The sequence below is a fragment of the Pseudomonas peli genome (assembly GCF_900099645.1).
Taxonomy (GTDB): domain Bacteria; phylum Pseudomonadota; class Gammaproteobacteria; order Pseudomonadales; family Pseudomonadaceae; genus Aquipseudomonas; species Aquipseudomonas peli.
In genome coordinates, this window is the sequence record NZ_FMTL01000001.1 from 1,369,891 (window position 1) to 1,388,607 (window position 18,717).

13 protein-coding genes are annotated in these 18,717 nt (G+C 59.5%); 4 read left to right on the forward strand and 9 right to left on the reverse strand.

What is annotated here, in order from left to right; all coding sequences use genetic code 11:
• Window positions 1-36: 36 nt before the first annotated feature.
• Window positions 37-582: a cytochrome b gene (locus BLO50_RS06560; RefSeq protein WP_090250065.1), complete on the reverse strand. Its 546-nt coding sequence runs from the start codon at window positions 580-582 to the stop codon at window positions 37-39.
• A 304-nt stretch (window positions 583-886) separates the two neighbouring features.
• On the opposite strand from BLO50_RS06560, the gene BLO50_RS06565 reads away from it, so the two are divergent.
• Window positions 887-2,293 carry an adenosylmethionine--8-amino-7-oxononanoate transaminase gene (locus BLO50_RS06565; protein ID WP_090250068.1) on the forward strand — a complete coding sequence of 469 codons (1,407 nt, stop codon included), beginning with the start codon at window positions 887-889 and terminating at the stop codon, window positions 2,291-2,293.
• A gap of 83 nt (window positions 2,294-2,376) precedes the next feature.
• Complete coding sequence (locus BLO50_RS06570) at window positions 2,377-3,096, forward strand: 16S rRNA (uracil(1498)-N(3))-methyltransferase (RefSeq protein ID WP_090250070.1); 720 nt, start codon at window positions 2,377-2,379, stop codon at window positions 3,094-3,096.
• 57 nt (window positions 3,097-3,153) lie between these two features.
• Here BLO50_RS06570 and BLO50_RS06575 read toward each other — a convergent pair whose 3' ends face one another.
• The 8 genes from BLO50_RS06575 to pilG form a co-directional block, all read right to left on the reverse strand.
• On the reverse strand, window positions 3,154-3,624 hold the full coding sequence (locus BLO50_RS06575) for a chemotaxis protein CheW (RefSeq protein ID WP_090250072.1): 471 nt from the start codon (window positions 3,622-3,624) through the stop codon (window positions 3,154-3,156).
• A 31-nt stretch (window positions 3,625-3,655) separates the two neighbouring features.
• Window positions 3,656-4,675 carry a chemotaxis protein CheB gene (locus tag BLO50_RS06580; RefSeq protein WP_090250076.1) on the reverse strand — a complete coding sequence of 340 codons (1,020 nt, stop codon included), beginning with the start codon at window positions 4,673-4,675 and terminating at the stop codon, window positions 3,656-3,658.
• Window positions 4,668-12,047, reverse strand: a complete 7,380-nt coding sequence (locus BLO50_RS06585) for a hybrid sensor histidine kinase/response regulator (RefSeq protein ID WP_090250077.1) — start codon at window positions 12,045-12,047, stop codon at window positions 4,668-4,670. The genes BLO50_RS06580 and BLO50_RS06585 overlap by 8 nt, the downstream gene beginning before the upstream one ends.
• Before the next feature lie 33 nt (window positions 12,048-12,080).
• Entirely contained in the window at window positions 12,081-12,938 is an 858-nt protein-coding gene (locus tag BLO50_RS06590) for a protein-glutamate O-methyltransferase (protein WP_090251317.1), read from the reverse strand.
• 68 nt (window positions 12,939-13,006) lie between these two features.
• Window positions 13,007-15,052, reverse strand: coding sequence for a methyl-accepting chemotaxis protein (locus BLO50_RS06595; RefSeq protein WP_090250081.1), 2,046 nt, complete (start codon window positions 15,050-15,052; stop codon window positions 13,007-13,009).
• An 84-nt stretch (window positions 15,053-15,136) separates the two neighbouring features.
• Window positions 15,137-15,673, reverse strand: coding sequence for a chemotaxis protein CheW (locus BLO50_RS06600; RefSeq protein WP_090250084.1), 537 nt, complete (start codon window positions 15,671-15,673; stop codon window positions 15,137-15,139).
• A 44-nt stretch (window positions 15,674-15,717) separates the two neighbouring features.
• A complete protein-coding gene (gene pilH / locus BLO50_RS06605) occupies window positions 15,718-16,083 on the reverse strand; it encodes a twitching motility response regulator PilH (protein WP_090250086.1) in 366 nt (121 codons plus the stop codon).
• A gap of 47 nt (window positions 16,084-16,130) precedes the next feature.
• The gene (pilG, locus tag BLO50_RS06610) at window positions 16,131-16,538 is read right to left on the reverse strand and encodes a twitching motility response regulator PilG (RefSeq protein ID WP_069516374.1); all 408 of its coding nucleotides are present in this window, start codon (window positions 16,536-16,538) and stop codon (window positions 16,131-16,133) included.
• A 240-nt stretch (window positions 16,539-16,778) separates the two neighbouring features.
• Here pilG and gshB point away from each other — a divergent pair, with 240 nt between their 5' ends.
• Window positions 16,779-17,741 (forward strand): glutathione synthase, encoded by a 963-nt coding sequence (gene gshB / locus BLO50_RS06615; protein ID WP_090250089.1) that lies wholly within the window; start codon window positions 16,779-16,781, stop codon window positions 17,739-17,741.
• Between the two features lie 56 nt (window positions 17,742-17,797).
• Entirely contained in the window at window positions 17,798-18,694 is an 897-nt protein-coding gene (locus BLO50_RS06620; RefSeq protein WP_090250092.1) for an energy transducer TonB, read from the forward strand.
• The last annotated feature ends 23 nt before the right edge of the window (window positions 18,695-18,717 follow it).

Below are 18,717 nucleotides of genomic sequence, written 5' to 3' on the forward strand. Positions count from 1 at the left end.
ATGGGGCCAGTCCAGCCCCGGAAACAGCAAACGCAACTAGCGACCGAACATCCGCGTGAGCGTACGGTCACGATCAATAAAGTGGTGTTTCAACGCTGCAAGCGCATGAATGCCGGCAAAAATCACCAGCGTCCACGCCAGGTACTCATGCACCAGCCCAGCGACATCTTCCTGATCAGGAATGCTGGTCAAACTGGCTGGCACTTCAAACAGACCGAATACCGGAATGCCGCGACCGTCTGCCGTGGAAATCAGGTAGCCGGAAATCATCAGCACAAACAGCCCCAGATAGAGAAAGCTGTGGCCCAGCTTGCTGGCCATACGCGTCATCCGCCCATGGTTAGGCAGACTCGCCGGGGGCGGACTGAACCAGCGCCACAGCACTCGCGCCAGCATCACGGCAAACAGCACCAGGCCGATGCTCTTGTGCAGATCCGGAGCCGTCTGACGCCAGCTGCTGTAGTAATCCAGTCCGACCATCCAGTAACCCAGACCAAACAGACCGAAGACCACCACGGCGACCAGCCAGTGCATAAAGATGCTGACCAGCCCGTAGTGAGAAGAACTATTGCGCCATTGCATTACACACTTTCCGGAGAGAAGGACTAGAACCGCGAGTGGAGCAAGACTAGCAACAAACCTATCGACTAAAAGCGGAATTTTTCGCTTTGAAATATCGGGAAATACGATGCGTAGCCCTGATGCTTTAACTCAGCACGGTTAGTCTAGCGGCACACTGCAAAGTTCAGCGCACGGGCTACAGAAGGCAGAATAGAGCGGACCAGCGGGCGACCCGAGTCATCGTTTAAGGTTGTGCCGTCCATCCACTGCAATGCTTCTGATAGGCTGGGTACAGATGAGTGTGAGCCGAGGAAGACGTAAAGCGATGAGCCTGAATGACCAGTGGATGCAGCGTGACCTGAAAGTGCTCTGGCACCCCTGCACGCAAATGAAGGACCACGAGCAGCTGCCGTTGGTGCCGATCAAACGCGGCGAAGGCGTGTGGCTCGAGGACTTCGATGGCAAGCGCTACCTCGACGCGGTCAGCTCCTGGTGGGTCAACGTGTTTGGCCACGCCAACCCGCGGATCAATCAGCGCATCAAAGATCAGGTCGATCAGCTGGAGCATGTGATTCTCGCCGGCTTCAGCCATCAGCCGGTGATCGAATTGTCCGAGCGCTTGGTCAAGATGACACCTGCCGGCCTGGACCGAGTATTCTACGCCGACAACGGCTCGTCCTGCATCGAAGTCGCGCTTAAAATGAGCTTTCACTACTGGCTCAACGTCGGCAAACCGGCGAAGAAGCGCTTCGTTACCCTCTCCAACAGTTACCACGGCGAAACCATCGCGGCGATGTCGGTGGGCGATGTGGCGCTGTTTACCGACACCTACAAGGCACTGCTGCTCGACACCATCAAGGTGCCCAGCCCGGATTGCTACCACCGCCCCGACGGTATGAGCTGGGAAGAACATTCGCGCAATATGTTCCTGGCCATGGAACAAACCCTGGCCGAGAACCACGGTACCGTCGCTGCTGTAATCGTCGAGCCCCTGATCCAAGGCGCCGGCGGCATGCGCATGTACCACCCGATCTACCTCAAGCTGCTGCGCGAAGCTTGCGACCGCTATGGCGTGCACCTGATTCATGACGAGATTGCCGTTGGCTTCGGCCGCACCGGGACGATGTTCGCCTGCGAACAAGCCGGCATCCGCCCGGACTTCCTCTGCCTATCCAAAGCGCTGACTGGCGGCTATCTACCACTGGCCGCCTGCCTGACCACCAACGAGGTGTACCAGGCGTTCTACGACGACTACTCGACCCTGCGCGCCTTCCTCCACTCACACAGCTACACCGGCAACCCGCTGGCCTGCGCGGCAGCCCTGGCGACCCTGGATATCTTCGAGCAGGGCAATGTGATCGAGGCCAACAAGGCCCTGGCCGCACGGATGGCCAGCGCCACCGCACACCTGGCCGATCACCCGCATGTCGCCGAAGTGCGCCAGACTGGCATGGCCCTGGCCATCGAGATGGTGCAGGACAAAGCCAGCAAAACCGCCTACCCCTGGCAGGAACGTCGCGGCCTCAAGGTGTTCCAGCACGCTCTGGAGCGCGGCGCACTGCTGCGGCCACTGGGCAGCGTGGTGTATTTCCTACCGCCTTACGTGATCACCCCTGAGCAGATCGACTTCCTAGCCGAGGTAGCCACTGAGGGGATAGACATCGCCACCCGCACCTCGGTCAGTGTGGCGCAAGGCAATGCCAACTACCCCGGCTTTCGCGATCCGGGCTAAGCGTTCCTACCTAGCCGGCTGTATGCGGCACGCCTGAGGCGTTAAGCTTGCCGCCTCAACTGTGCCGCTGCAGCGATCAATTCATGCGCCTATCCCGTTTCTTTATCGATGCCCCCCTCTCCCTCGGCCAACACGAGCTACCGGAGGCCCAGGCCCACTATATCGGCCGCGTGCTGCGCCATGCCGTGGGCGATGCGGTGCAATTGTTCGATGGCAGCGGCCAGGAATACCGGGGCGAGCTGATCGAGGTGGGCAAGAAAAGCGTGCGCGTCGACTTGCGCGAAGCCTTTGCCGGCCAGGCAGAATCACCGCTGCATATTCATCTGGGCCAAGGCCTGTCGCGCGGCGAGCGCATGGATTGGGCGATTCAGAAAGCCACCGAACTGGGTGCCAATGAAATCAGCCTGATCATCAGCGAGCGCTGCGAAGTTCGCCTCAAGGATGAACGCGCCGACAAGCGCATGGCGCACTGGCGGCAGGTGGCGATCAGCGCCTGCGAGCAATGCGGCCGCTCGGTGCTACCGATCATTCATCCGCCCATCAGCCTGAACGACTGGCTGGGGCAGGTAACCGCCGAACTCAAGTTGGTGCTGCACCCAGTCGCCGAGCCCTGGGCCAGCCACCCGCAACCTAAGTCGCTCGCCTTTCTGATCGGTCCGGAAGGCGGGCTGAACGAGAGCGAAGTTGCCTTGGCCAAGACCCAGGGCTTCCACGCCGCCCGCCTCGGCCCGCGCGTGCTGCGCACGGAGACCGCGCCGGTGGTGGCGTTAAGCGTGGCGCAGCAGTTGTGGGGCGATTTCTAGGCCCACTGCAGCGCCATAAAAAAGCCCGCTAATGCGGGCTTTTTTGTTTGTTATCGGTCAGATCAATCCGGCATCCGCCAGCTTCTGCTCCAGCCCGATCAGGTCTGGAATCTTCAGCACCGCCTCGCCAAACTGCACCGCATCCAGCTCCAGCGGCGACAGGGCGGCATCGGCGCGCACCAGATCGGCACCGACCTTGATCGAGCGCGGAATACCCTGCACCAGCACAGCAATAAACTTGACGTTCGGCCGCCCACCCAAAGCGTTGATCACCGCCACGCGCGAGCCGGGGCTGACACTGACCTGGCCATCCGATGCTGCTTCGAACGACAACAGCGGCAGGCGTAGATCACGCCAGGCAATCTGCCCGAGGAACCAGCCGGGCATGCCTTCACTGATCTGCGGGGCGCGATAAGGGATCAACTCGGCCACTGCCACGTTGGGCAGCAGCAGAGTACGGTCAGTCAGCGGCATCAACAGGCCGGTCAGGCTGTTGGCGCTGTTCTGCGTGGCGACGGCTTGGCTCATGAAAATTTCCTGTACAGGGCACAGCCCCAGATTAACGGCACTGCTCGGCCAGGTGATTGACCAGAGCTTCGGCCAGCTCACGCGGATCACCGCTGTGGCTGCTGTAGCCGGCTTCACGCAGGCTGTCCGGCATGCTTGGACAGGCGCAGCTGTCTGCACGCTGGGTCCAGATCAAGCCACCCTGACGGCGCACATAAGCCGCCGCGGCACTGCCGTCACTGCCCATGCCACTGAACGCAATGACGCCACTCATGGCGCCGAAATGCTGGGCCAGGTTAAGCATCATCTGGTCGATGGACGGGCTATAGGGTTCCGGCCAGCCACGCTCAGATATCTGCATCAGGGCATCATCACTGAAGCCAAGTTCGTGGCTGATTGGTACCACCACCACTTCACCGCAACGCACCGCGTCGCCATGTCGAGCAGGGTTCACATGCCACTGGCTGTGGCGCCCCACAGCTTGCGGCAGCGTGCTCTCGAAACTGGCATCAATATGCTGAGCGTATACAAAGCCCACCGGCAACCCGCCGGGCAAGGCATCGAGAAAGGCTTTTACCGCCGCAGGACCACCCAAAGAGGCAGCCAGCAACCACACTTGACGCGCCGGCTCGCCGGCCACCAGCGGGGTATCGGCCAGAGCAGCCGGCAGATCCAGGCGTGATGGACGTTGCGCTTCAGCCAGCAGGGCTTCCAGGCTTGGGCCGACGGCCTGAGACGGATCGCCCACCAGCTTCTTCAATTTGCCGAACAGACGGCGCTCCCAGCGCGGATAGTTTTCCGAATGACGCTCGGGGGCGTGGCCTTCGCCAAACAGCACCGGAGCCGAGGCGCTTTCCATCAGGCTGTCGACCAGCGGCAAATCTTCCGACTGCGCCAGGTCAACCAGCCACAGGTCAGTTTCGCAGGCGTTCAGGGTTTCCTGATCAAGACGCGCCGGGTCGCTGTTCATCACCACCTGGTAGCCGCTGCCGGTCAACGCTTGCTGCAGCACATGGCGCTGCAGCGAGGTATCGGCAATCACCGCAATGCGGGCTGCAGTTTTCTCAGTCATTGCGGTTTACCGGGTGGCGACCCACCAATTGCTGAATGGTTTCAAGCAACAAGGACTCCTGGTATGGCTTACCAAGGTACTCGTTGACGCCGATGCTCATGGCCCGCTCACGGTGTTTTTCACCGGTACGCGAGGTGATCATAATGATCGGCAAGTCTTTCAAGCCATCATCGTGGCGCACCAGGGTGGCCACTTCGAAGCCGTCCATGCGGGGCATTTCGATGTCCAGCAGCATGATGTCGGGCTTGCGCTCCTGCAGCTGCGAAATGGCATCGACACCGTCCTTGGCGGTCAGTACGTTCATGCCGTTACGCTCAAGCAGGCGGCTGGTAACTTTACGCACCGTGACCGAATCGTCGACCACCATGACCAGCGTCGGCCGATCCGCTTCGATCTCCGCTGCCGTAGCCGACTGCCTGAGCTGGCGTGGCTGCAGTTGAGTGAGCAAATGCGCATGCAGCACGCGGATAGTCGCCAACAGGTCGAGAATCACTACCACGCGACCGTCACCAAGGATGGTCGCACCGGAAATCCCGTGTACGCCAGCAAACTGCGGACCGAGGCTCTTAACCACGATCTCGCGCGAACCAGCCAGGGAGTCAACCTGCACGGCCACGGCATGCTCCTTGGAGCGCACCAGAATCACCGGCAGCGGCAGGCTCTGACCCACCAGTTTGGGCTGCTGACCGTTGTTCAGCAGGTCGCCCAGGTAGCGCAGCTCATAGCTCTGCCCGGCGTACTCGAAGCGCGGTGCATCGGGGGCGTAGTAGGCTTCCAGCTCGTACGGCGAGACCCGCACAATACCTTCGATGGTGTTCAGCGGAATGGCGTAGAGGTCTTCACCCGACAACACCATCAACGCACGGTTGACCGACACGGTGAACGGCAACCGAATGGTGAACGTGGTACCCGTGCCTGGGATCGACTCGATGCTCATCGAGCCACCGAGCTGCTTGACCTCGGAGTGGACCACGTCCATGCCCACACCACGCCCGGAAATCTGCGTGACCTTCTCGGCGGTAGAGAAACCGGCCTCCAGGATAAACTGCAGTACTTCGTAGTCGGTCAGGTCGGCATCGGCGTCCATCAAGCCGCGCTCGATGGCTTTGCGCCTGACCGCTTCTAGACGAATGCCACCGCCGTCATCGGCCAGGGTCAGGACGATATCGCCACCCTCACGGCCCAGCGCCAAGCGGATAGTGCCCTGCTCCGGCTTACCGGCTGCACGACGCACGTCAGCCGCTTCAATGCCATGGTCAACCGCGTTTCGCAGCATGTGTTCCAGCGGTGCGACGATACGCTCGAGTACGGTACGGTCCATCTCACCATCGGCATTGCCGACGATAAACTCGACCTGCTTGCCCAACTCACCGGAAATCTGCCGCACGATACGGCGTAGGCGCGGCACCAGACGGTCAAACGGCACCATGCGCGTACGCATCAGGCCTTCCTGCAGTTCGGAGTTGACCCGCGCCTGTTGCAGCAGCAGGGTCTCCGCATCGCGGTTACGCGCGGCCAGGGTCTCTTTCAGGTCGAGCAAGTCGGAAGCGGACTCAAACAGTGCGCGCGACAGCTGCTGCAGCTGAGAGTGGCGGTCCATTTCCAGTGGGTCGAAATCCTCATAGCCCATACGCTCGGCTTCAGCCTCAATACGGCTGAGGATCTGCGCCTGGGTTTCGGTATCGAGGCGGCGCAACTGGTCACGTACGCGATCGATGGTGGCTTCCATCTCACTCAGGGTGAAACCAAAGTCGCTGACCTGCTGTTCAACACGGCCACGGAAAATCGAGGTTTCACCGGCCAGGTTAACCAGACCTTCAAGCAGTTCGGCCGGCACTTTGACCAGTTCCTGTGGGGCACGACGCGAAGCGGCTTCCTGAGCGGCCTCTTCAGCGCGGCGCACGAACGGTAGCACCTTGGCCACCAGTTCCTGCGCCGGCATGGCACTGGCCGCAACAATAGAAGCGCTCAATTCCGGCATACGCGCCGCTTGCTCGACTAGGGGCTCAGGCGCTTGCGGGCTCGCGGCATCAGCCACCAAGCTGTCATTCAGGCGCTGACGCAGCGCGTCGAGTTCCTGCTGCAAGCCTTCAAAACCCGACTGCACATCAACAAACAGACTCTGCGGCCACGGCGCGCCCTGGGCTTGCGCTTCGGTCAGGTGTTGCTCGAGGCTGTGAGTGAGGTCGCCCAGGCGCTTCTGTCCAGCCAGACGTGCGCCACCTTTGAGGGTGTGCAGGATGCGCAGCATATCGTCAATGGCGGCGCCGTCTTCACGGTCAGCCTCCCAACGGCCGATGGCAACTTCCATGGCCTCCAACAGGTCGTCACCTTCCTCAAGGAAGATGTCGAGGATGTCCGATTCAGCATCGTCATCCTCTTCGGCCTCAGCGGCCTTAAGGGCCACCGCGGACGGCATGCTGAGTTGCTCATCCGGATTGCTACGGAAACGCTTGATGGTTTCGATCAGCGCCTCGCCACTTGGTACACCGCGCTTGCCGCGTACGGCTTCAAGCATCTCAGCCAGGCTGTCGTGACAGGCCTGAAGCAGCGTGAACAGGTCCTGGCTGGCGCGCAAACGCCCTTGGCCAAGTCCTTCGTAGAGGAACTCCAGCTCGTGGGCCAGATCACCGATTTCACGGATTTCGGCCATGCGTGCACCACCCTTGAGAGTGTGCAAATCACGCTGCAGCGACTCCAGCTCCAGGCTGTTGTTGACGTCGCCCATCCAGCGTTGCAACGCCGCACCGGCACTGTCGATGATGTCGAAACCTTCTTCGAGGAAGATTTCCACCAGTTCAGGATCACGCTCGTCATCCAATACAGCAGGCGCAGCAATAGCAACCGGTGCTGGCTCTGGCTCGGGAGCAGTGTCGAGAAGCTCGGCAGACTCGACTTCGCTTTCGACAGCAGAGTCGACCCATGGCAGCTCATCGAGCTCTACGGCGGGCAATTCGGACGCGATGATCTCAGACGTTGCGGTGTCCTGCGGCTCGCTCCCCACGGGCTCCTGCGGGGCATCGGCGAGGATACCGAAGTCGATCTCTTCTTCAATCTCTGGCAGCTCAGCAGGCTCAGGCTCTGCCAGATCAAACGACTCGATCATCGGCAGGGCTTCGGCTTCGGCTTCGGCTTCGGCTTCGGCTTCGGCTTCGGCTTCGGCAACAGGCTCAGAGGTAACAGGAGGCACTGGCAAGCTTTGCCCGCCACTCTGGCGGAAGCTGCGAATGGCTTCGATCAACTCCAGCGGCAACGGCATGGCGACGCGCGCCTGTAACTGTTCCAGCAGTTGCGCCAGGGAGTCATGGCTCTGCTGCAGCAGATTCGCCAGTGGTTGCGAGAAGCTGTAGCGGCGGTCGACCAGACCTTCGTACAAGGATTCGAGCTCATGGGCAAGATCGCCAATCGGGCGAATCTCGGCCATGCGCGCACCACCCTTGAGGGTGTGCAGGTCTCGTTGCAGCGAGGACAGTGCCGCTTTGTTGTCCGTGTCGGCCAACCAGCGCTCCAGCGCCTGGCCGGCGCTCTCGAGGATATCGACTGCCTCTTCGAGGAAGATCGACACCATTTCTTCGTCGAGCGACTCGTACAGCGAAGCGACTGGTGCGTCAGCCAACGGCTCACTGGCGTCCTCGGTAACAGGTTCCGCCAGTTGTTCAACATCCGGCAGATCAAGCTCAAGCGGCTCGGCCAATTCGTCCGGCGCGTCCTGACTGAGTGCTTCCAGCGCAGCCGTGGCGTCGGCAAGCTCGACAATCTCGATACCGGCGTCACCATTGTTGGACAGCAATGCCAGGGTATTAGGGTCCAACGCTTCCAACAGCAGGTTGCGCAGGGCCATTACGCGCTCGGGAGCACCGCTGACCTGCAGGCCGGCAGCTACTTGATCCATCATGCTGATCAGCGCTTCGTGGGCTTGTTCGGCTTCGCTAAAGAAGCGCTCGCTGACCGCCAGACGACCTTCTTCGACCGCACCATAGAGGTCAAGCAGGGCTTCGCAGAGCTCATCAATTTGCGGCAACTCGGCCATCTCGGCGCCGCGTCCCAGGGTGGTCAGTTCGTCCAGCAGGGAGGTCAACTCCTGACGCTCGGACGGGTGCTCGCGCCATTTGCGCAGCAAGTCTTCAGCATCCAGCAGGATGTCCATGCCTTCGGCGAGGAAGATGCTGATCATCTGCGGGTCGCGTTTCACACCTTGATCGGTCTGCCGGCTATTTTCGGCGTGCTCGAGACGGTCACTGTGCAGCTTTTGTACGCGCTCAAGGAACTCGGCCGCACCCGGCAAAACGGCCAGTGGCTGACTTTCCAGCTGCTCAAGACCCAGGCGGAAGAGTTTCTCGGCGCTGCTCAGCAGCTCCGCTTCGGCCAGGTCCATCGGGATCAAGTTGGTTTTGAATTCTTTGACCAGTTTTTCCAGCGGCGAAGCAATCTCGGCCACCGGTTGAATACCGGCCATCGAAGCACTGCCCTTAAGGGTGTGCAGAGCACGCTGCAGGTCATCAGTGACCGGCTGCGGCAGTTCCTGAGCACAGTCAGCCAAGAAGCCGACCAGTGTATCGAGGTGCATTTCCGCTTCGTTACGGAAAATCTCCAGCAACTGCGGATCGAGCCCGTCTTCATCCTCAATAATTTCGCTGGTAGCTACTGGGCCGCCCTCAGGCTCTGCTACCAGCTCAACCGGGGCTTGAGGTTTTGGGAGGCTTCGGCCTTTGGCCAGGGCATGTGCCGTTGCAGCCAGGTGGTCAACATCGTCACGCTGACGTTGCGCTTTATTGGCAAATTCATCGACCAGAGACGGCATCAGCGCGACCACATCGGCGATGACCTGCTGCACCTCTGCACCCGGCTGAATGCTGCGATCAAGCACACGGTTGAGCAGATTCTCAATCGCCCAACCCAACTCACCAATGACCAGGGCGCGAACCATACGGCCACTGCCTTTGAGGGTGTGGAACGCGCGACGGATCTCGGTCAGGGCATCCTTATTTTCAGTGTCAGAACACCACTGCGGGAAGAACTCGCTAATGGTCTCCAGCACTTCACCGACTTCTTCGATAAAGACTTCCAGCAATTCTTCATCAATCGGCTCTTCATCAGCCGGTGGCGGCAGCAGGCTGGGCGGCACATCATGAGCCGGCGGATTAATCGCCTGCACTGGAGCAGCCATCACATCAGCCATCGACAGCGCTTTTTCAGCCACAACAGGTTCTGGTTCTTCGCTCACCAGAGCGATGGGCAGCTCAACCTCGGGCAACTCGAGTGCAGCCAGTTCAGCTTCATTCCAATTGGCCGGGCTGTCGCTTTCGTCCAACTCAAAACTGCCGAGTTGCAGCTCTTCACCGGCGAAGGGCTGTTCCGACTGAGTCTCAGCCAGCGGCAGGGGGGCGGCATCGGGTAGGTCGATACTGAAATCAATCAGTTCAAGCTCGGCACTCGGCGCTTCAGACGCCCATTTGGCATCGCTGGATGACGCATCAATCACCGTCGAATCCAGATCAGCAAACTCTGCACTGAAATCGTCGGTCAGGTCCAAGCTCAACGATTCTTCTGCAACCGGCTCCAAGGTGAGCTCAACTTCTACAGGCACCTCAGGCTCGGCGCTGAGCACCTCCATATCGTCCAACGGATCAGCCAATGGTGCGAAGGACTCTATCGGCGGCTCGACTCGATCGAGAATCGACGGTTTTTCTTTCAGCGGATAACCCAGGCTTTCCAGGCTTTCCTCAGCCACGTCGAGAATCAGATCACCTTGGGTCGCATGGTCTTCTGCCAAACGCTCAAGGTAGTACTCAACGCTGGTAATGGCGTCCGCCAGGGTGTCGAGGTTCTGCCAGTTGGGTACGGCTTTGCGCGCCAACAGCTGTTCCTGGATATAGCGGTTGCAGGCATTCAGCAGGTCGGCAGCACGCTGCAGTGGGATCATCGCCAGGCCACCACGCACCTGAGTCAGCAACTCAGGCACGCGGGCCAAGTGTTCGTGGTTCCACTGCGAGGCAATAAATTCGATGATCGCGTCTTTGGCCTGCTCCAGGCCATTGCGCGCTTCCTTGATCACCAGTTGGTGAATCTGCGCCACGTCGGTGGTTGGCAGATGGCTTTCTTCGCGGCCGCTATCCTGCGATGGACCGACCATACCGGCCAAGGTGGCTTCGACGTAGAGCAGCGCTCCAGCCACGTCCATCAATACGGCATCGCTCGGCTCGCCTTGCCCCTTGGCAAGGCCACCGACAACATCAAGCTGATCGGCAATGACTTTGCGCGGCTGACCAAATCCCAATACCGCGAGGGTGTCGGCAATTTGCTTGAGTGGTGCTGCAAGAGCATCCAGGTCGGTGACCTGAGTGCGGTCGCTGCGCACAAATAGATCGAGACTATCCTTGACCCGCACCAGCTCTTCACACAACGCAGCCACAACCGAACGCATCGCATCGCGATCCGGACCGGCTAGGCGGGCACGCTCTTCGTCGACAACATCGTTGTCCGGCAGCGCATCGTCGAGGCGGTATTGCTCTTTGAGGTTGCGCACGCGCGGCGACTGCGGCGACGACTTGGCCACATAGAACAGCAGGTTCTTGCTCAGTTCGTCGGGAGCGGCCTGGTTAAGACCATCGGCGCCCTGCTCGAGCAGACGCTTGAGTTCCTTATCAACCTGACGCAACAAGGTGCGAATCGACGTGCCATTGGCCACGCTGCCGTTGGCCAGACCTTCGATCACACCTGAAGCGATCTGCCACAACGGGCCAAGCGGAGAGTCCTTGCAGAGATTTTCCAGGCGCGCGAACACCCTTGCCATATAGCCCAGATTGGTCGTCAGGTCTTGGTTGCGGATTACCCCAACCAGAGCCATTTGCAGCATTTGCCGCAGCTTGCGCAGCAACACCGGCAGTTCGGCGGTACGCAGCTGGTCGATGGTTTCATGGGGCAGCGCTGGTGTGCGGCCGGACATATCCGGGGCAAACAGGCTGGTTTCCGAGAGTAGTTTTTCCCCACGCGCAGCGCGCAGGTCGTTGAGAAGTGGCAACACGACCATCGGCAGGTCGCGGCGGGCAGTCTGGATACGATCAAGGTACACCGGCAGCTGCAGAATCGACTGCATCAGCACTTCCAGGGCTTCACCCTGGTTGGTCACCCGGCCATCGATCAAAGCGCCGGCCAGCTGCTCCATTTCCTCAGCCAGTAGCGCCGCGCCGAAAAACTCGACCATCTGCAAGGTGCCGAGCACCTGATGCACATAGGTCTGGCAGAAACGCATGCGCGTAGCGTCCTGGGGGTTCTCGACGAACGCCTCCAGCGCCTGACGCGCCTGCTTCAGGGTTTCCGCGATCTCGCCCTTAACCCATTCCAGGGCGACATAATCGTGCCGATCACCCATAGCCACTCCACTCATAAACTTGGCTCTTCTGCCTTATCCCTTGCGGGTAAACGCCAGCACTCGCTCGTCGGCTACCGGGATCAACTCCGGATGCTGCCAACCTGCTACTTCGCCCACTCCCACCACCAGCAACCCCCCGGGCACCAGGCGCTCGGCCAGGCGGTTGAGGATCTCGCGGCGGCGCCAGCGACGAAAATAGATCAACAAGTTCTGACAAAAAATAACGTCCATTCCGGACATCGGTGCCTTGCCCAGCTCCAGCACATTGAGCCGGGCGCAACACACGCGCGCGGCCAAATTCGGCACTACTTTGAAACGTCCATCGTCCTGGGCCAGAAAATAGCGCTGGCACAGATCGGCATCCAATTGCTCCAAACGGCGCGCACCATATTGACCATCGCGCGCCTTGCTCAGGGCATTCAGGCTGATGTCAGTGCCTGTTACCCCAAAATGATCCGGATGTTCACTTTCACGCAACACTTCAGCCGCGCTGATGGCCAGCGAGTAAGGCTCTTCGCCGCTGGCACAGCCAACACTCCAAAGCTCCCATGGCTGCGTCACGCCCTGCTGCAAACGCTCATGCAAATAGCTTTCGAGCACTTCAAAGGAAGGACGATGACGAAAGAAACGGGTTTCCTGCACAGTCAGCCGATCCAGTAGGGTCGACCATTCCACCGCACCGCGAGGACCATCAGTGACTTGCCGGTAATACGTGGCGTAGTCCATAACGCCCAGCTCGCGCATACGCGCACTCAGATTGGTCTGCAAAAACGCCCGCCGCCGTTCATTGAGAACGACCCCGGTACGCTCCTCAAGCAGCGTCTGCCAGTCACGAAACTCCGTGGCTGTCATGTCTACCAGAGGCTGCAAGGCCCAGACGCCTGACTGCATGTCGTGCCCCTCGCTCACGGCCATAGTCCTTGTGCGACAGGCCTTTCAGCCTGCCGCGCAGCACCTGATTACGCCTGTTCCCCACCCGGCAAGGTAAAGCCGGATACCGACTTACGCATCTCACTGGCCATCTTGGCCAGGTTACCAATGCTCTTGGCGGTGGCAGTGGTACCGGAGGAGGTTTGCGAGGTGATTTCCTGAATCACGTTCATCGTGTTGGAAATGTGGCCAGCAGACGATGCCTGCTGGCGAGCAGCGTTGGAGATGTTCTGAATCAAGGCCGCGAGGGTCTTGGAAACCTTCTCGATCTCTTCCAGTGCAACCCCGGCGTCCTGCGCCAGACGAGCACCGCGCACCACTTCAGAAGTCGTTTGCTCCATCGAGATAACGGCTTCGTTGGTGTCGGTCTGAATCGTCTTTACCAGCGCTTCGATCTGCTTGGTTGCCGCAGAGGAACGTTCTGCGAGGCGTTGTACTTCGTCCGCTACCACGGCGAAGCCTCGACCCGCGTCACCCGCCATGGAAGCCTGGATCGCGGCGTTCAGTGCGAGGATGTTGGTCTGGTCAGCAATGTCGTTAATCAGGCTAACGATGTCACCGATCTCCTGGGACGATTCACCGAGGCGTTTAATACGCTTGGAGGTGTCCTGGATCTGCTCACGGATGTTATCCATGCCGGTGATGGTGTTGTGCACCACTTCGTTGCCCTTGTTGGCGATGGCTACGGAACGCTCTGCTACCGCAGAGGACTCCGAGGCGTTCGCCGATACCTGGTCAATCGACACGGCCATTTCGTTGATCGCCGCAGAGGCACCAGCAATTTCCTGTGCTTGGTGCTCGGAAGCCTCGGCCAGGTGCATAGCCGTGGCCTGGGTTTCCTGGGCTGCACCGGCTACCTGAACGGCGGTCAGGTTGATCGTGGCTACCAGGTCGCGCAGCTGGTCGATGGAGTAGTTAATGGAGTCAGCGATGGCACCGGTGAAGTCTTCGGTTACCGTCGCGGCTACTGTCAAGTCACCGTCTGCGAGGTCAGCGATTTCGTCGAGCAGTCGCAGAATCGCCGCTTGGTTCCGTTCGTTCTTCTCAGCGGTAGACGCCAGACGACGGTTGGTTTCCCGCACCATCACCAAGCCAATCAGGATAATCGAACCGAGCGCCAAAGCACCCAGCACGTAACCAATCAGGGTGTTGATGGCACGACCTGTAGCCAGGTCATCAAAACCGACCGCCAGGTCGGAAGCTTTGTCCAACAAAGTCTGCGAGACAGTGAAGATCACGTTCGCCGACTCGCGCACCTGGAACAGTTCAGGCGAGGTTTCGAGAATCTCGTCTACAGAACCCGATACAAACTCGAACAGCTCGGAAATTTCCGCCAGACGCTCAAGGGCCTCCTCGTCGCTTACCTGGGTAATTTCCATGGCGGCGTTGCCTTCAAGCATGGCCGCCAACACACGACCGAACAGGCTGGCATCACGACCAAACATGTCAGCCGCCTGAACCGAGTCCTGGTCACCGGCGAGTACCTTGTTTACCGAACCCAAGATACGTTCTGCCAGCAAAGATTGGCGCTGAGCAACCGAAACCTGAGCGGCTGGCGCACCGCTTTCCAGCAGGATATCGACGACTTCTTCGTACTCGACCTGCAGCTGCGGAATGGTTTCCGCCAGGGTGGCAGCTACCTGGTGAAGCGACAGTACGGTCTGTTCGTTGGCCAGAATGGCGTCGGTGTTCTGCCGCAGCGTATCCCAGTCCTGCTGCACAACAGCAATCTGAGGCTGCAGGGATTCTGGCGCTGCAGGCAGGCCGGTTTCCTCGTTACCGTCGGTCAGATAACCCCAGCGAGTCTGGAAGTCGTTACGCGCATCACGCAACAAGGCAAACGCTTCGGCCTTACCAGCCGCCGCTTCCGTGGAGTTTTTTGCGATACGCTGGGACAGTACGCGTAGCTCACCGGCGTGACCGATGTACTCCGTGTCGTAGTTGGATTGAGTGTTGATGTAGGCGAAGTTGGCGAACAACAGCACGATCGAAACGATCAGGACAATAAACAGCCCTGCAATCAATGTGCTACTGCGCGCACCTGCTAACAAATTACCTGCATTTAGTTTTTTCATTTACTGGCCCCCGCCTGGACCGACCGCACTACGGTTCCCATGTAACGCCAAAAGGCCGGCAACGCCGACCCCACCGATAAACTGTTAATACGCCACGTCGAGAAAACCCGGATTTTGGGCCAGCGCGTGTGGGCTGAACACCAACCAGGGCTGTTCACGTTGAAAGACTCCGTGGATAAAGGGTGCTATGGACGCCTCGAGCGGCGGCAGCTGCTCAGAGAAGGTATCCACAGGAAAATGCTGCATGCCAAACACTTCATCGACCGTCAGGCCAGCAAAGACTTCCTGGTGATCAACCACCAGCACGCGACGCTTCTTACGCAGTGGTGACAACTCATTGCCGAAGAAACCACACAGATCCATCACTGGCAGCAAGCGACCACGCACGTTGGCCACGCCCTTGACCCAGCTTTTTACGCCAGGCAGCAAGGTGTGCCGCGGCTCATGCAAAACCTCACCCACTTCGCCCATGGGCGCGACAAAAAAACGCTCGCCCATACGGAAGCCAATACCGCTCCAGGTCTGCACGACCGCTTGCTGCGAAGGCAAGCCAGCAGCGAGCGAACGACAGAGCCTGTCGATATCCTGAAGAGTTTGAAACGGAGTTTGCGCGTCCGACATGCCAGCTGCGGCCTTATTCTTTTTTAATTGCGGACTGATCGGATTTAGCCGGCCAATACCGCATTCAAGGTTTTAACCAGAGTGTCTTCATCAACCGGCTTGGTCAGGTAATCCTTCGCACCCTGGCGCTTACCCCAGACCTTGTCAGTTTCCTGATCCTTGGTGGTCACGATGATCACTGGGATGTGACTAGTGTCCGCATCCTTGGTCAGCTGGCGGGTCGCCTGAAAGCCATTCAGGCCAGGCATGACGATGTCCATCAGCACAGCGTCAGGCTTTTCCTGACGCGCCAAGGCAACGCCGTCCGCACCATTTTCCGCTTTCAGTACCTGATGGCCGTGCTTTTCCAGCATGGCGGTCAGTTTGTACATCTCAGTCGGCGAGTCATCAACAATCAGAATTCGAGCCATGGTGTTTCCCAATACTTTAAAAAGGCGTGCGACTGTTTAGCCGGACGTCAGGAGGCTTGCTCCACCGGTACAAAGTCCGGCACATGAGCTTTGATCGCACCGAGCAACTCTTCTTTGCTGAAAGGTTTGGTCAGGTACTGATCAGAGCCGACAATGCGCCCCTTGGCTTTATCGAACAAACCGTCTTTGGAAGACAGCATGATCACCGGGGTGGATTTGAAAGCGCTGTTGTTCTTGATCAAGGCACAGGTCTGATAGCCATCGAGCCGCGGCATCATAATGTCGACAAAAATGATGTTCGGATGGGTATCGGCGATCTTTGCCAAAGCATCGAAGCCGTCAACTGCGGTAATTACATCGCAGCCCACCTTTTTCAGCAGGGTTTCCGCGGTACGACGAATCGTTTTCGAATCGTCGATCACCATTACCCTCAAACCCTCGGAATGCTGTTCCATGTTTGCCCTACCATCGCCTCGGTGAGTCGTTATTTTTGCGTTATATCAGTGCGCCTGAGGGCCTGTCACCGACGGGCTACAACCCAATCGTCGGGCCTTTTTAGCACACTCTCCTGATGCAATCTATAAGCCGCGCGGGGCCAAGGTTTTTCCTTGACCACCCGACTTGTCAGCGCCACCCTGACGCCATATCACGTCTTAGCACACTTTAATCGCTGCCATTTTACGGAGAACACCGCCATGAGCGTCCGCCTCGGCATTGTCATGGACCCCATCGCCCAGATCGCCTTCAAGAAGGACAGCTCGCTGGCCATGTTGCTGGCCGCCCAAGCGCGCGGCTGGACCCTTTTTTATATGGAACAGAAAGACCTCTACCAAGCCAAAGGCCAAGCACGCGCTCGCCTGTCAGAGCTTAGCGTATTCAACGACCCCCAGCGCTGGTTCGAACTCGGCGCCGAGCAGGACATCGCCCTGAGTGACTTGGACGTGATCCTGATGCGTAAGGATCCGCCCTTCGACAATGAGTTCGTCTACTCCACCTACCTCCTGGAGCAAGCCGAGGACGCAGGGGTTCTAGTCGTCAACCGTCCGCAAAGCCTGCGCGACTGCAATGAAAAGTACTTTGCCACCCAGTTCAGCCAATACACGCCGCCGACCGTGGTCAGCCGCAGGGCCGACATTCTGCGCGAGTTTGCCAAAGAGCAGCGTGACATCATTCTCAAACCCCTCGATGGTATGGGCGGATCGATGATATTTCGTCATCGCGAAGGTGATCCCAACCTGTCCGTGATTCTCGAGACGCTGACCAACCACGGCCAGCAGCAGATCATGGCCCAGGGTTACCTGCCGGCAATTAAGGATGGCGACAAGCGCATCCTGATGATTGATGGCGAGCCTGTTCCATATTGCCTGGCGCGTATTCCTGCCGCTGGAGAGACGCGTGGCAACCTCGCCGCCGGCGGACGCGGTGAAGCCAGACCGCTGACCGAACGCGACCGTGAAATCGCCGCTGCCGTCGGCCCTACTCTGCGCGAGAAAGGCCTACTGTTTGTCGGCCTGGACGTAATCGGCGAGCACCTAACCGAGATCAACGTAACCAGTCCGACCTGCATCCGCGAGATCGACGCCGCCTTCGATACCCGCATCGGCGAGCAGCTGATGGACAAGATTGCCGAGAAGCTCAATGCGCGCAGTGCTTCATAGACTTTTCCATGCACCCTCGGCAGACTGCGCGGCAACCTGAGCAGACCCGAAACGCGATGAACGCAGCAGCCCAACTCCCTGAACTTTCCAGCGCCGGCGTACAGCCGGCGGACCGCCTGGGCTTTACCCTGTTCCTCGCTGCCGTGCTGCATGCCGCACTGATCCTCGGCCTGGGTTTTACCCTGGCCGAGCCGAGCCAAATCAGCAAAACCCTGGAAATCACCCTGTCCACCTTCAAAAGCGAAGAAAAGCCCAAAGAGGCCGACTTCCTCGCCCAGGACAACCAGCAAGGCAGCGGCACCCTGGAACACAAGGCCGCACCGAAAACCACCGAGCAAGCGCTGTTTCAGGACAGCGAAGTCAAACGCATCACCCCGCCCGCTGCACCGCAGCAACCAGCAGTGCGCCAGGAAGCACCCAAGGCCGCCGTCGCCACCCGCACCCCGCAACAACAGAAAACCCCGGTCAAACGCGAAGAAGCCAAGCCCACTCCGCAAGCCCGGCCAGCACCGGTTTTCGACAGCGCGCAACTGTCTTCGGAAATCGCCAGCCTGGAAGCCGAATTAGCCCAGGAAGTTCAGCAATACGCCAAGCGCCCGAAGATCCACCGCCTGAATGCTGCCTCGACCATGCGCGATAAAGGTGCCTGGTACAAAGATGAGTGGCGCAAGAAAGTCGAGCGGGTCGGCAACCTCAACTACCCGGATGAAGCGCGCCGCCAGGGCATCTATGGCAGCCTGCGCCTGCTGGTGTCGATCAACCGTGACGGCACCCTGTACGAAGTGCAGGTACTGGAATCCTCTGGGCAACGCACGCTCGACCAGGCCGCCCTACGCATCGTCCGCCTGGCCGCGCCGTTTGCACCGTTTACCGGCGACCTGGCCGATGTCGACCGCCTGGAAATCATCCGCACCTGGCGCTTCGAGCGCGGCGACCGCCTGTCGAGCAACTGATCAGGCAGACTTTTACCCAGCGA

What these genes read in the sequence shown, in the direction of transcription:
- BLO50_RS06575 (WP_090250072.1), bottom strand. Translation starts at nt 3,624, where the DNA reads ATGAGCCAAGCCGTCGCCACGCAGAACAGCGCCAACAGCCTGACCGGC.
- BLO50_RS06570 (WP_090250070.1), top strand. Translation starts at nt 2,377, where the DNA reads ATGCGCCTATCCCGTTTCTTTATCGATGCCCCCCTCTCCCTCGGCCAA.
- BLO50_RS06600 (WP_090250084.1), bottom strand. Translation starts at nt 15,673, where the DNA reads ATGTCGGACGCGCAAACTCCGTTTCAAACTCTTCAGGATATCGACAGG.
- BLO50_RS06620 (WP_090250092.1), top strand. Translation starts at nt 17,798, where the DNA reads ATGAACGCAGCAGCCCAACTCCCTGAACTTTCCAGCGCCGGCGTACAG.
- BLO50_RS06580 (WP_090250076.1), bottom strand. Translation starts at nt 4,675, where the DNA reads ATGACTGAGAAAACTGCAGCCCGCATTGCGGTGATTGCCGATACCTCG.
- pilH (WP_090250086.1), bottom strand. Translation starts at nt 16,083, where the DNA reads ATGGCTCGAATTCTGATTGTTGATGACTCGCCGACTGAGATGTACAAA.
- pilG (WP_069516374.1), bottom strand. Translation starts at nt 16,538, where the DNA reads ATGGAACAGCATTCCGAGGGTTTGAGGGTAATGGTGATCGACGATTCG.
- BLO50_RS06565 (WP_090250068.1), top strand. Translation starts at nt 887, where the DNA reads ATGAGCCTGAATGACCAGTGGATGCAGCGTGACCTGAAAGTGCTCTGG.
- gshB (WP_090250089.1), top strand. Translation starts at nt 16,779, where the DNA reads ATGAGCGTCCGCCTCGGCATTGTCATGGACCCCATCGCCCAGATCGCC.
- BLO50_RS06595 (WP_090250081.1), bottom strand. Translation starts at nt 15,052, where the DNA reads ATGAAAAAACTAAATGCAGGTAATTTGTTAGCAGGTGCGCGCAGTAGC.
- BLO50_RS06590 (WP_090251317.1), bottom strand. Translation starts at nt 12,938, where the DNA reads ATGCAGTCAGGCGTCTGGGCCTTGCAGCCTCTGGTAGACATGACAGCC.
- BLO50_RS06560 (WP_090250065.1), bottom strand. Translation starts at nt 582, where the DNA reads ATGCAATGGCGCAATAGTTCTTCTCACTACGGGCTGGTCAGCATCTTT.
- BLO50_RS06585 (WP_090250077.1), bottom strand. Translation starts at nt 12,047, where the DNA reads ATGGGTGATCGGCACGATTATGTCGCCCTGGAATGGGTTAAGGGCGAG.